The organism is Bacillus cereus group sp. N31, from assembly GCF_016483245.1.
GTDB lineage: Bacteria > Bacillota > Bacilli > Bacillales > Bacillaceae_G > Bacillus_A > Bacillus_A toyonensis.
The window spans coordinates 35,478-48,774 of the sequence record NZ_JAEHCH010000004.1; the positions used below are offsets into that span (position 1 = coordinate 35,478).

A 13,297-nucleotide genomic window follows, 5' to 3' on the forward strand; every position below is an offset into this window, starting at 1 on the left:
TTATTAGCCCATACCAATCGGGATGAATAAGTTTATAAGAAAATGTATTCAAGGGGTATTTATATGTATACAATTACTGAATTTTCACGAATTTGTAAAATGAGTACACGGATGCTAAGGCATTATGACAAAGAAGAGATATTAAAACCAGCATATGTGAATCCGGTAAATGGATATAGATATTATGAACAAGGGCAGCTGGAAGTAGCGTTAAAAATTAAAAAGCTGAGGGAGTACAAGTTTCCTTTACCAAAAATTAAAATCATTCTCCAGTCAGCAGATCAAGATTCGTTTGTTGAACATATGCAATCTCAAATTATGGAGTTATCTCATGAAGTGAAACAAAATTTACAGGTTATTTCAAAAATGAATGAAATAGTAAATATGAATAAAGGTCTAAATATTGCTCGCCATAGAAGTTACGATGTATTAATTGGAATGAGAAATGAAATAACAGTAATTGCTCAAAAGTTACAAATAGATATAGACGATATGGATGATTATTTTTATGACTTATATGAACAAGTACAAAAAAATAGCTTTCAAATAGTCGGTTCTCCATCTACAGTTTTTTATGATGAAGAGTATATTCCAAATCGCAGCCATATAGAATTAAGAATTCCGATTATGGATGAAGATAATAAAGGTGTATTACAAGAGTGCGACATAAAAAGGTTAAAGCAGCATCAAATTGTTACCACTTTGCATTATGGCAGCTATGACTATATAGGTTATGCTTATATGGCGTTAGAAGAGTGGATTGAAAGGAATGGCTATATACTAGAGAGTCATCCATATGAAGTCTATATAAAGGGACCAGAATGTGATTGTTTAACAGAAGAGTATGTGACACAAATTTGTTTTTTAGTTACGAAAATAGAATGAGAATAAGGATTGACATTAACATTATGTCAATCCTTATTCTATATACGAAAGCAATTTATCTCGCTATTTTTTGGGAGTCAGGCTGTCCGTAAAAGCCTGATGGATGTGGGCAAATAATTAGTGAGGGATGGAGTCCACCACTGATTAAAGTTTCATTTTATCATAATAAAAAGGAGAAAGAATATGAAAAGAAAAATCATGATTATTTGTTTGATTCTAAGTATGGTATGGATTTCAGCGTGTACGCCTGAAGTAGGAGAAGGTGAGAATGGTAGCTCTGCTCTACCTAGTCAGTTGCCCAAAAATGTAGTGTTTAAAAATGGTACAATTTACACTTCTAATGAAAAGCAAGAAATGGCAGAAGCTATAGAGATTAAAGATGGGAAAATTACTTTTGTCGGTTCAAATAAGGATGTAGAAAAATTGATTAATAAAGATACGAAAGTGATAAATCTACAAGGACGTCAACTTCTTCCTGGTTTTGTGGATAATCATAATCATATTTTTGAAGCGAAATCACCAGCAGCAGGGAATTGTAGTGTCTCACCAGATGCTGCGTTGCAAGAACAACGCTCGTATTTAAATGCTTGTAAAAAAGATGTGAAAGATGGGGAATGGATAAGTGGAACAGGATTTAGTTTGGAAGAGCTGTTAAAAAATATGGATGAAAAGTCAGAACAACAAACGCCATTACAAGTTCTTGATGAGCTATTTCCTAATAACCCAGTATTAATTATGGAAAGAACCTCTCATTCTGTATGGGTTAACTCGAAAGCATTGGAGTTGGCTGGGATAAATAAAGATACGAAAGATCCACAAGGTGGAAGAATTATTCGGGATCCAGAAACAGGAGAACCGTTTGGTATTCTTTATGATACAGCTGGAGATATCGTAATGGAAAAAGCATGGAATGCCCAACCGAATTTGTTCGAAAAAAATTATGAAGGTTTGCTGGACGGCTTAGATGAAGTTGCGAAGAATGGTATTACTACAGTGGGGGATGGACGTCTCTATTGGAAACGAGGCTGGTTAGATGTTTGGAATAAAGTAAATGATGAGAAAAAGTTAACGTCACGGGTAGTACTTCGTCCGTGGGTGTATCCGAACTTAAATGAAGCAGAACAAATCGAGTATTTCCAAAAGATTAAGCGAGATGATTTGTCGTCACGCATGCTTATTAATCAAGTGAAGATGTATAGTGATGGAATTAGTATTAACAGTACAGCAAAAACGCTTGAAAAATATAAATTTGAGTGGTTTAAAGGAACCCCGTATGGTTTGAACTATATTCCAGAAGAAAAAATGAAATGGTGGTTAACTGAACTTAATAAACTTGGTTACGGTGCACTTATTCACACAATTGGAGATAGTGGAGTAAGAGAGAGTTTAAATGCAATTGAAGCAGCGAAAAAAGAAGGGGCAAAACAGCCGTATACGCTTACGCACGTGGAAATGGTAGAAGATAGTGATATGAATCGTTTTGCTCATTTAGGAGTTAGCGCTGATTTTCAAGTCGGTCATGATTTTGCGGAAGATCCTAAACAAAGCTGGGCAAGTACGTATTTTACAGACCAGCAAATGAAACGAATTATGCCGTTAGGACAAATTTGGAAAACAGGTGCAAATGTATCACTTAGTAGTGATTGGGATGTAAATGAATTGAATCCACTTGTGACGATTTCGAACGCATTAAATATTGATGAGAAAGGCTTGTCTAATGTACAGGCTGCTATTGATGCTTATACAATTAAGCCAGCTAAGGCACTAGGACTTGATAAGATTACTGGCTCAATTGAAGTAGGAAAATCGGCTGATATCGTAATACTAAATGAGGATATTACTAAAATGAGTGTCGATAAGATTCCGAGTGTGAAAGTATTAATGACAGTTTTACAAGGAGAAGTAGTGTATCACAAGGGAGAATAAAGAGTAACGTTATGAATTAGTTACAAGCAAATGAATATATTGCTGTTGACCTTAACACGATGTCAAAGTATAGACTGGACTTACATTTAGAGAAGGGGTGAACATGTATGAGAAATATAGAAAATAGTTTGTTTTATATGCCTGCAGAATGGGAGAAACATGAGGGGACATGGCTCCAATGGCCTCATGATAAAACGCATAGAGGTGAAGGTTACAGAGCTAAGTTAGATGATATTTGGGTAACGATGGCGAAGGAGCTTCATTACGGAGAGAATGTGCATATTGTTGTATATGATGAAGAAGAAAAAACACATGTCCAATCGAAGCTAATTGAAGAGAACGTAAATATGGATAAAATTGATTTTTTAGTTCAAGAAACTGATGATATATGGATAAGAGATAATGGACCGATATTTGTAAAAGATAAGGAAGAAAATCTCTGCTTAACGCACTGGATTTTTAATGGTTGGGGGGATAAATATCCGTATGAAAATGATGCTGTTATTCCGGACGAAATAAGTGAAATGTATAGTATCCCAAAAGTTGCAGCAAGTGTTTGTCTAGAAGGTGGAGGAATAGAGATAAACGGAAACGGGACCTTAATGGCGGCAAAAACTTCTATTATAAATGAAAATCGAAATCCTACACTAAGTCAGGAAGAGATTGAAATGGAGTTAACGAAGTATTTAGGGGTAACGAATTTTATATGGATAACTGGTATTCGTGGTGAAGATAATTATGATGAAGATACGGATTATCATATTGATGGGGCAGCACGTTTTGTAAATGAAAATACGATTCTTTATGAATATGATCCTTTCGGGGAAGGAGAGGCGTACCTTTTGGATGCGCAAGAAAAGCATTATCAAGAATTGCGACAAGCGAGAAATATAGATGGAAGTCCATTTCAACTCATCCCAGTACCAGTAACAAGAAAAGTGGTAAAAGAGGCAGACTGTAAAGGTTCGTATTTGAATTTCTATATTGGAAATGAAGTTGTATTGGTTCCTATATACGGTGATGAACATGATAAGTTAGGACTGCAAATCATTGAAGGGCAGTTTCCAGGAAGAAGAATCGTTGGTATTCATGTAAATGCACTGTATGCGTATGGTGGTATGATTCATTGTGTGACGCAGCAACATGTAGAATAAAGTGATTCGAATGAAAAAAGCATGCAGAGTATATACTCTGCATGCTTTTTTTATAATGCTGAAAACTCTTCAACAAGTTGAGTAAAGCGATTTAATGCACTTTCAATCGGTTCTGGCGTAGTTAAATCAACACCAGCTTTTTTCAGTAGGTTTAATGGATAGTCAGAACTTCCGCCTTTAAGGAATTCGATATAGTTTTTTTGTGCATTTGGATCACCGCTTAATAATTTATCGGCAATTTGAATGGCAGAGGCGAATCCAGTTGCGTATTTGTACACGTAAAATGGACGATAGAAATGAGGGATTCTAGACCATCCATATTTTACTTCTTCATCAAATACAAGTGAATCACCGTTATATTCTCTAAATAGCTTTTCATAAATTTCGCTAAAGACTTGGGCGTTTAATGGTTTACCTTGTTCGGCCATTTCATGTGTGATTTTTTCAAATTCTGCAAACATGATTTGTGTAAAGAAAGTACCTTTAAAGCTATCGATAAAGTAGTTAATTAAATGATTACGTACGTTCGTTTTTTTCGCTTCTTTTAATAAGTAGTGAATTAATAACACTTCATTTACTGTAGAGGCGACTTCTGCAACAAAAATGGAATAGTGTGCAGAAATTCTTGGTTGGTATCCGTGTGAATAATGCGTATGCATACCGTGACCACACTCATGAGTAAGTGTGAAAAGGCTATTTAGATCATCGTGATGATTTAAAAGAATGAATGGGTGAACGCCATATACCCCAAAGTTATAAGCACCCGAACGTTTTCCAGGCGTTTCTCTCACATCTATAAATCGTTTATCTTTAAAACCTTTTAATGTTTCAATATACTCTTCTCCTAAAGGAGCAAGTGATGCAATCATAGTATCAAACGCTTCGTCATATGGAATGTCTTGTTTTACACCTTGTACTAAATCGACGCTTAAGTCGTATTGTCTTAGTTCGTCTACATTTAATTTTTCTTTACGAATTTCATTGTATGTATGTAATGTTTGAATGTTTTTTTTCGTTGTATCAATTAGGTTTTCATATACCTCTTTCGGAACCATATCGCCAAATAATGATTTCTCTAAAGCTGATGGATATTTTCTTAGCTTTGAAACAGTAACATTATTTTTAATAGCAGAAGATAATGTAGAAGCGATTGAGTTCTTTAACTGAACATACGGTTTGTAATATGCCTTATAAGCTTCTTTACGTTTCTCACGATTCTCATCTTCTATTAACTTCGAATACATTCCACGTGTTAAGTTCACTTTCTTTCCATCATCATTTGTCACTTCACCAAATGATATATCTGCATTATTTAGCATACCAAATGTATGTTGCGGAGAGGAAAGTGCTTCACCCATTTGGGATAAAATTTCTTCTTGATCCTTATTCAATACGTGTTTTTTATAACGGTATAATTCAAATAAGTCTTCTTTATAGTATAGTAACCCTTCCGTTTCTTCTATGTAAGAGTGTAAAGTGTTTTCTTCTAAGCTAAGTAAGAATGGGGAGAAGAATGATTTCGCTGCGCTTACCTTTACATGTAATTGTGATACTTTATCGACAAGGGATTGGGCGTCAGTATCGCGTGTATCAAGATCAGATTGTAATCGCGCATAAGCGAACATTAAAGATAATATGCTAGATATTTCTTCACTCTTTGTTAAATAAGCTAATAAACGATTGCCATCGTGAATATCTCCATTAAATTCTTTTAGTTCAATTGTTAACATTTCTATTTTTTTATAATCATTTTCCCAATCATCAATCGTATCGTAAATATCTGTTAACTTCCATTTTTCATTATCGGGTACTTGTAATCGATCTTTAAGTTCTGTCATAATCATTTCCTTTCTAAACGTGTAGTCATATTCCTATATAACTATGAAATACAACAAATTGCAAAAAATCCCTGCTGAAAATTGAAAAGCCTTGCTGTAAATAGCAAGGCTTAAACAGTTATAGTGTAATTCCGAACTTCGAATGTAAAAGGTTTGTATATTGCTCGTCTGTAACTTCTTCTTTAGATTTTGTACCGTCCTTTGTTATTGTAAGACGATCTTTTGTTAAAGAAACGTGTCCGTCATGTGTAAGTTTTACAATAAGAGGTACTTTGTTAAATGGTGAGCCCTCATGTTCAACGATGATTTTTTGTGCTGTATTCGCTTTCGTTTCATCCACTTCTTCTATATAAAATGCATAGCCTAATGTCCAATCATCAGCAGAAGATTGATCCAGAAACTCATTGTTTTTACGCATTTCTAAAATGTAATTTCCTTTTTCAGTTGTTTCTTTGCGAATACGATAATCTCCTGTTACTGAGTGAACGACTTCACCTGAGAAAGGAACAGGTGCAAGAGGTAAGTATGATCCGAACCCCACTTCAATTAAATAAAGTTCATGATGATGTTTTAAAACAGTTGCGATATGTCCGGAATCGACAGCCCATATAGAGTTTGCAGCATTGTAAACTGTTCCTGAAACTAAATAAACATCCAATCCAAAGTCTTTAAGAAAGTAATACATAGTAGGATTTAGTTCATAACAAAGACCGCCACGGTTGTTTACTAAAATTTTTTCTTTTAAATTCTCTTTTGATATTTCTTTAAAGTTATTTTCGAGAACATTTAAATTTTCAAATGGAACAGTTTGCGCCATTCCATACATAAGTTGAGATAAATCTTCAAATGATATGGTTTTTTTTTCTTCTATATGTAAACGTGCGAAAAATTGTTTTTGAAAGTCTGTCATAGAAATCCCTCCGTCATACTTTTATAGATAAATTGTATACAATTTTGAATACGATGTGAATTTTAAACTATGTGGGGGTACTTGTGGAATAGTTAAATTCATATTTTGAAAAATAATGTGAGAGATTAAAAGATTGTTACTTTACTAACTGTAGAACGAATATTATAATAATTTTAATGAATTATGCAAACGTTTTCTTGAAGGGGATGGTGTAAATATGTTGAAAAGGATTACGGTAGTCTGTTTATTATTTATTTTGCTTTTTCCTAATATATATGGGAGGAATAAGGCAGAAGCAGCAACGATAAATAATGGAACATTAATGCAGTATTTTGAGTGGTACGTTCCGAATGATGGGAATCATTGGAATCGTTTGCGTTCTGATGCTGAAAGTTTAGCTCATAAGGGAATCACATCTGTATGGATACCACCTGCATATAAAGGGACTTCGCAAAATGATGTAGGGTATGGGGCCTATGATTTATATGATTTAGGGGAGTTCAATCAAAAAGGAACGGTGCGGACGAAATATGGGACAAAGGCACAGTTGAAATCTGCAATTGACGCTTTACATAAACAAAACATCGACGTATATGGTGATGTAGTTATGAATCATAAAGGTGGGGCTGATTATACTGAAACCGTAACAGCTGTTGAGGTAGACCGTAACAATCGAAATATTGAAGTATCAGGTGATTATGAAATTAGTGCATGGACGGGTTTTAACTTTCCGGGGCGCAGAGATGCTTATTCTAATTTCAAATGGAAATGGTATCATTTTGACGGAACGGATTGGGATGAAGGAAGGAAATTAAATCGAATTTATAAATTTAGGGGCATAGGTAAAGCGTGGGACTGGGAAGTGTCTAGCGAAAATGGAAACTATGATTATTTGATGTATGCAGATCTTGATTTTGATCATCCAGATGTTGCGAATGAGATGAAAAATTGGGGGAAGTGGTATGCGAATGAATTAAATTTAGATGGATTTCGTTTAGATGCTGTTAAACATATTGATCATGAATATTTACGCGATTGGGTAAATCATGTCAGGCAGCAAACGGGGAAAGAAATGTTTACGGTGGCTGAATATTGGCAAAATGATATCCAGACTTTAAACAATTATTTGGCAAAAGTCAATTATAATCAATCTGTATTTGATGCACCGCTTCATTATAATTTTCATTATGCTTCAACAGGAAATGGGAATTATGATATGAGAAATATTTTAAATGGAACAGTAATGAAAAATCACCCTGCACTCGCAGTTACTCTCGTTGAGAATCATGATTCTCAACCTGGGCAGTCATTGGAATCTGTAGTAAGTCCGTGGTTTAAGCCGTTGGCATATGCATTTATTTTAACTCGTGCAGAGGGCTATCCTTCAGTTTTCTATGGTGATTACTATGGGACAAGCGGAAATAGTAGTTATGAAATTCCAGCGTTAAAAGATAAAATTGATCCAATTTTGACGGCACGAAAAAACTTTGCATATGGTACGCAGCGTGATTATTTAGACCATCCAGATGTGATTGGCTGGACAAGAGAAGGCGATAGTGTACATGCTAAGTCTGGTTTAGCGACATTAATCTCCGATGGACCAGGAGGATCAAAGTGGATGGATGTTGGAAAGAATAACGCTGGGGAAGTATGGTACGATATTACGGGTAATCAAACAAATACTGTAACAATTAATAAAGATGGATGGGGGCAATTCCATGTAAGTGGAGGCTCTGTTTCCATATATGTTCAACAGTAAATTGGTGATAAAAAAGAAGAGGTAGACTGAAATATAAGTTACCTCTTCTTTTTACATTCTGTATAGTTATAAAAGTATGACACCTTTACTTCTTGCAAAACATATAGTATGATGATTTCAATAAATTAGATTTCAATGACCATAAAATATAAATTAATGAGAGGTGCTTTTTGTGAGTGCGGTAGGTATTAAATAGGAAAAATTTAATGAAATAAATCGGATAAGACCAGGGGATTTTTATGTGTATCATACCCCTAATTTTGTCATGCGTTTATTTCGAAACCTATGAAGATACCTACAATACTTTATAAAGCGTGTAATGAGAGGATTGCCATCCGTTTTTTATGGTTTATTTCCTCATATGTTATTACACATGCCTTGTAAATGTAAAAGCTGCGGTATCCCCGCAGCTTTTTTGTATATGTTTTAAATGTATAAAAATAGTAATTGAATAATGTAAAACTCATTGGGATCTAATGAGTAGGTATCTTCATTTATGATAAACATCAATCATAGTGAGGAGAAACAAAATGAATACGATGACTTTTGAAAAGTTACAATATAACGAATTAAAGGAAATAGTGAAATCTTATTGTGTAAGTGGATTAGGTAAGGAATTATTAAATAAATTAGAGCCGAGTACAAGTATAAAAGTAGTGAGAAATCGTTTAAATGAAACGACAGAAGCAAGGACTATATTAGATGCAGAAGGACATGTGCCTTTTTTCGGAATTTCAAATATCGCGAGTACAATTCAAAAATTAGAAAAAGGGATGATTTTAGATCCAGAGGAATTAGTAAGTGTTTCAGACTTTTTACGTGGATGTAGAAAGATTAAAAAGTTTATGTTAGATAAAGAATTTTTTGCACCAGTATTAGCTTCCTATGCAAATTCAATGACTGAATATAAAAGCATTGAAGAGGAAATTAACTTTTCAATTAAAGGAAATAGTATTGATGCAGCTGCAAGTAAAGAGTTAAAACGAATTCGAAATAATATCGATTCTGTAGATGGAAAAATAAAAGAGCGTTTAACGAAGTTTTTAAATAGTAGTGCAAATAAGAAATTTATTCAGGAATTCTTTATTAGTAAAAAGGATGACCGTTATACGATTCCAATTAAATCTTCCTATAAAAATCAAGTTGCTGGGAGTATTGTTGAAGCTTCTGCAAAAGGTTCTACTGTATTTATAGAACCACATACGGTTACAAAGCTAAATGTGGAACTAGCAAGTTTGAAAGCAGAAGAGGCAATGGAAGAGTATCAAATATTAGCGACACTATCAGGAATGGTAGTAGAAAATATTTATAGTATAAAAATTAATATGGAACTGATAAGTCAATATGACATGGTATTTGCGAAAGCGAAGTTTAGTAAATCAATCGATGGAATAGAACCGAAGCTAAACGATCACGGAAACATTCATTTAATGAATTGTAAGCATCCGCTTTTAACAGGGCAAGTTGTACCGTTAAACTTTGAAATTGGTCAAGAGTATCGTAGTTTAATTATTACAGGACCAAATGCAGGCGGCAAAACAATTGTGTTAAAAACAATCGGACTATTAACATTAGCAACAATGTCAGGCTTTCATATTGCGGGAGATAAAGAAACGGAAATTGCTATTTTCGAAAATGTATTTGTAGACATTGGTGATAATCAAAGTATCGAAAATGCACTAAGCACATTTTCATCTCATATGAAAAATTTGTCTGAAATTATGAGGATGTCAAATAATAATACGTTACTACTATTTGACGAAATAGGGAGCGGTACAGAACCGAATGAAGGTGCGGCGCTTGCGATATCTATTTTAGAAGAATTTTACCTTGCGGGATGTATTACAATTGCGAGTACGCATTACGGTGAAATTAAACGCTTTTCAGAAATGCATGGTGATTTTATGAATGCAGCAATGCAATTTAATAGTGAAACACTAGAGCCACTTTATAAATTAGTTATCGGTAAATCAGGTGAAAGTAATGCGCTTTGGATTGCGAATAAAATGAACGTAAAAGAACATGTACTGCAAAGAGCGAAAGAGCATATGGGAAATAAAGAATACGTTATAGAAAAAGTGAATGAAAGTAAAATTAGAAAACCGAAATTTGTGCAAGAGAAAAGAGAATCTCATTATGAGTACAAAGTCGGCGACCGTGTGAATTTATTGGATTATGATGATTTTGGTATCATCTATAAGGAAAAAGATAATTTTTATAACGTCGTTGTATATTATAACGGTGAATTCGTTGAAGTGAATGTAAAACGCATTACTTTAGAGGTAGCAGCGAAAGAATTATATCCAGAAGGGTACGATTTAAGTACACTATTTGTTGATTATAAAGAAAGAAAAATGCAACATGATATAGAGCGCGGATCGAAAAAAGCACTTCGTAAAATCCAAAAAGAAATAAGAAAGAATAGAGGATAATATAGAATGGTAACGATTAGACAAGAACAAAAAAATGATTATAGAAAGACAGAAGAAGTTGTAAAAGAGGCATTTTTAAATGAAGAATTTAGTGATAAAAAAGAGCATGAACTTGTAAAACGTATTAGAGAATGTGACGCGTTTGTTCCGGAGTTATCAATTGTTGCGGTAGATGAAGATATAGTTGGTCACATTATGTTATCGAAAATTACAATAGAACAAGGTGGAACTTCTGTAGAATCGTTAGCACTTGCACCAGTTTCAGTTGCTAGGGGCCATCAGAAGAAAGGAATTGGCGGAAAACTGATCACGGCTGCTTTAGAAAAAGCGAAAGAATTAGGATACGGGTCAGTTGTAGTATTAGGGCATCCAGAGTACTATCCGAAATTCGGTTTTGAACGCGTAAGTCAGTGGAATATAAAAGCGCCATTTGAAGTGCCAGATGAAGTATTTATGGTGATGGAGCTAAGAGAGAACACTCTTCAAGGTGTAGAAGGAATTGTACAATATTCGAGTGCTTTTGCTGAGTAGAAGTATTGGCTAAGAAATGTAATCATAAAAAATGCTATCTTTTTGTAGAGATATACAGAAAGATAGCTGTTTTTTTTCAGCAGATCTACTGACGTATATTTTGCTCAATGAATAATTGAGGTGGTAAAATTGATATAGAAACGTAAAGGGAGAGAATAGAATGAATAAGCGAGAAACAAATAGCAATGAGAATGTAGTTACGTTATATGTTACAAGACATGGTAAAACAATATTAAATACGAACCATCGCGCGCAAGGTTGGGCAGACTCTCCGTTAGTAGAAAAAGGTGTGGAAGTTGCCTCAAATTTAGGAACAGGATTAAAAGATGTTCATTTTACGAATGTGTATAGTAGCGATAGCGGCCGAGCGATTGAAACTGCTAATTTAGTATTAAAATATAGTGAGCAATCAAAATTGAAACTTGAGAAAAGAAAAAATTTACGAGAATTAAATTTTGGTATTTTTGAAGGTGAAAAACTTGAAAATATGTGGGATACGGTTGGAAAAGCTGCGGGTGTTGCAGCACCAGAAGAACTTATGAAGCTTTCTATTCAAGAAGTAATTAATCTTATTAGAACAGCAGATCCTACGAAACAAGCGGAAGATTGGGAATTATTTTCTGCCCGTATAAAAACAGAGATTGATAAAATTAGTGAAGAAGCTGCTGCAAATGGAGGCGGTAACGTTTTAGTTGTCGTTCATGGGCTTTTGATTACTGCCTTAATAGAAATGATAGATAGTAGTAAAACAAAACTTGGAGTAGAGAATGCAAGTGTAACGAAAATTTTATATAAAGATGGGGAATACATCGTCGAGTCGGTTGGAGATATGAGGTATGTTGCAAAAGGGAAAGAAAGTGTGGAAATATAATTAAATCTCAAATAGAGATAAGAAAAGGAGGCTAGAAAATCTAGCTTCTTTTTATTTTTCAGTATATCATTTGTTAATTTGAATCGGAATATTCTGTTAAAAATACACTATGAAAATTATTGTGGTGATATAGTAAGAGAGTAGAAACAATAAATTGTCTTGCAGCTTATTGGAGGGCTATTAGTCTAGTCTTACATTTCATCTCGAAATTTAAGTGAGTTTACGAGAAATAAAACAAAATAAGGAACGTGTAAATATGGATCGAATATATTTTGTGGACAACCCGTGGCCTAAAGGTCATCGAATTGTTAATTTTAAGTGGAGTGCACATTTTAAATATGCGGAGGAAGAAGAGTTAAATGGTGTAGCTGGTTTGTATTTTGATTTACATTTAGAGACTGCGGATTATGATGATGAAGATGATGAAGAAGATGGAGAAGATGTTGATGACTGGCACGCGAAGATTGTATGGAACAACTTCCATAGCTGTACTTTGTCATCAGAAGAATGGGATTTTAAAGGGTTTCGTGTAGGAAGTGATGAGGTGCCTTTTGATTTGGATTTGCTAAATGGGAAGAGATTTGCAATTGATTTTTTATCCGAAGATGAGCAGAAGAACTTAGATTCAGATTTAACTGCATTTGACGTTTATTTACTTGGACATGATGCGTCAGCCTTTCATAATATTAAGTTTACTAGATTAGAAGGACAGACGTATCAAATTGAATGGAAAGGGCAATTGGCACTTACTTATATTGGTGATTATGAATTTAAATATGATTTTCATACACTAATTTCCTCAACATCATTTAGTGGCATTAATATTCCTAATGAAATAACTGATCATGAGGCATACGTTTTGTTAAAAAGATTTGTTAGTAATCCAGTATTGTTTGAATTGCAACATGATAATGGGGATAGGCGATTTGTATTGAAATAAAAATATATTGTTGCCTTTGCGAAACATATGAGTAAAAGGTTACTGTATTCG

Annotated in this window: 10 protein-coding genes; 8 read left to right on the plus strand and 2 right to left on the minus strand. The window is 34.1% G+C overall.

Annotated elements, in window-relative coordinates; translation table 11 throughout:
- Window positions 1-63: 63 nt before the first annotated feature.
- The 3 genes from JDS81_RS08110 to JDS81_RS08120 all read left to right on the plus strand — a co-directional run bounded on the left by JDS81_RS08110 (window position 64) and on the right by JDS81_RS08120 (window position 3,965).
- A complete protein-coding gene (locus tag JDS81_RS08110; RefSeq protein ID WP_097953777.1) occupies window positions 64-885 on the plus strand; it encodes a MerR family transcriptional regulator in 822 nt (273 codons plus the stop codon).
- A gap of 183 nt (window positions 886-1,068) precedes the next feature.
- Complete coding sequence (locus tag JDS81_RS08115) at window positions 1,069-2,811, plus strand: amidohydrolase (protein WP_097953778.1); 1,743 nt, start codon at window positions 1,069-1,071, stop codon at window positions 2,809-2,811.
- A gap of 107 nt (window positions 2,812-2,918) precedes the next feature.
- Window positions 2,919-3,965: an agmatine deiminase family protein gene (locus JDS81_RS08120; protein WP_097837355.1), complete on the plus strand. Its 1,047-nt coding sequence runs from the start codon at window positions 2,919-2,921 to the stop codon at window positions 3,963-3,965.
- A gap of 50 nt (window positions 3,966-4,015) precedes the next feature.
- On the opposite strand, the gene pepF is transcribed toward JDS81_RS08120, so the two are convergent.
- Complete coding sequence (pepF, locus tag JDS81_RS08125; RefSeq protein ID WP_097953779.1) at window positions 4,016-5,803, minus strand: oligoendopeptidase F; 1,788 nt, start codon at window positions 5,801-5,803, stop codon at window positions 4,016-4,018.
- A gap of 118 nt (window positions 5,804-5,921) precedes the next feature.
- On the minus strand, window positions 5,922-6,713 hold the full coding sequence (locus tag JDS81_RS08130) for an arylamine N-acetyltransferase family protein (protein ID WP_087970272.1): 792 nt from the start codon (window positions 6,711-6,713) through the stop codon (window positions 5,922-5,924).
- 217 nt (window positions 6,714-6,930) lie between these two features.
- Between JDS81_RS08130 and amyS the strand changes: the two genes are divergently transcribed.
- From amyS to JDS81_RS08155, 5 genes are all read left to right on the plus strand, one after another.
- On the plus strand, window positions 6,931-8,472 hold the full coding sequence (gene amyS, locus JDS81_RS08135) for an alpha-amylase (RefSeq protein WP_097953780.1): 1,542 nt from the start codon (window positions 6,931-6,933) through the stop codon (window positions 8,470-8,472).
- A 530-nt stretch (window positions 8,473-9,002) separates the two neighbouring features.
- On the plus strand, window positions 9,003-10,904 hold the full coding sequence (locus JDS81_RS08140; RefSeq protein WP_097953781.1) for an endonuclease MutS2: 1,902 nt from the start codon (window positions 9,003-9,005) through the stop codon (window positions 10,902-10,904).
- Window positions 10,905-10,910: 6 nt separating this feature from the next.
- The gene (locus JDS81_RS08145) at window positions 10,911-11,435 is read left to right on the plus strand and encodes a GNAT family N-acetyltransferase (RefSeq protein ID WP_097953782.1); all 525 of its coding nucleotides are present in this window, start codon (window positions 10,911-10,913) and stop codon (window positions 11,433-11,435) included.
- A 160-nt stretch (window positions 11,436-11,595) separates the two neighbouring features.
- Window positions 11,596-12,306, plus strand: a complete 711-nt coding sequence (locus JDS81_RS08150; RefSeq protein WP_097953783.1) for a histidine phosphatase family protein — start codon at window positions 11,596-11,598, stop codon at window positions 12,304-12,306.
- 256 nt (window positions 12,307-12,562) lie between these two features.
- Entirely contained in the window at window positions 12,563-13,246 is a 684-nt protein-coding gene (locus tag JDS81_RS08155) for a hypothetical protein (RefSeq protein WP_097953784.1), read from the plus strand.
- The last annotated feature ends 51 nt before the right edge of the window (window positions 13,247-13,297 follow it).

Coding starts and splice junctions, on each gene's coding strand:
- JDS81_RS08110 (WP_097953777.1), top strand. CDS start 64: ATGTATACAATTACTGAATTTTCACGAATTTGTAAAATGAGTACACGG.
- JDS81_RS08115 (WP_097953778.1), top strand. CDS start 1,069: ATGAAAAGAAAAATCATGATTATTTGTTTGATTCTAAGTATGGTATGG.
- JDS81_RS08120 (WP_097837355.1), top strand. CDS start 2,919: ATGAGAAATATAGAAAATAGTTTGTTTTATATGCCTGCAGAATGGGAG.
- pepF (WP_097953779.1), bottom strand. CDS start 5,803: ATGACAGAACTTAAAGATCGATTACAAGTACCCGATAATGAAAAATGG.
- JDS81_RS08130 (WP_087970272.1), bottom strand. CDS start 6,713: ATGACAGACTTTCAAAAACAATTTTTCGCACGTTTACATATAGAAGAA.
- amyS (WP_097953780.1), top strand. CDS start 6,931: ATGTTGAAAAGGATTACGGTAGTCTGTTTATTATTTATTTTGCTTTTT.
- JDS81_RS08140 (WP_097953781.1), top strand. CDS start 9,003: ATGAATACGATGACTTTTGAAAAGTTACAATATAACGAATTAAAGGAA.
- JDS81_RS08145 (WP_097953782.1), top strand. CDS start 10,911: ATGGTAACGATTAGACAAGAACAAAAAAATGATTATAGAAAGACAGAA.
- JDS81_RS08150 (WP_097953783.1), top strand. CDS start 11,596: ATGAATAAGCGAGAAACAAATAGCAATGAGAATGTAGTTACGTTATAT.
- JDS81_RS08155 (WP_097953784.1), top strand. CDS start 12,563: ATGGATCGAATATATTTTGTGGACAACCCGTGGCCTAAAGGTCATCGA.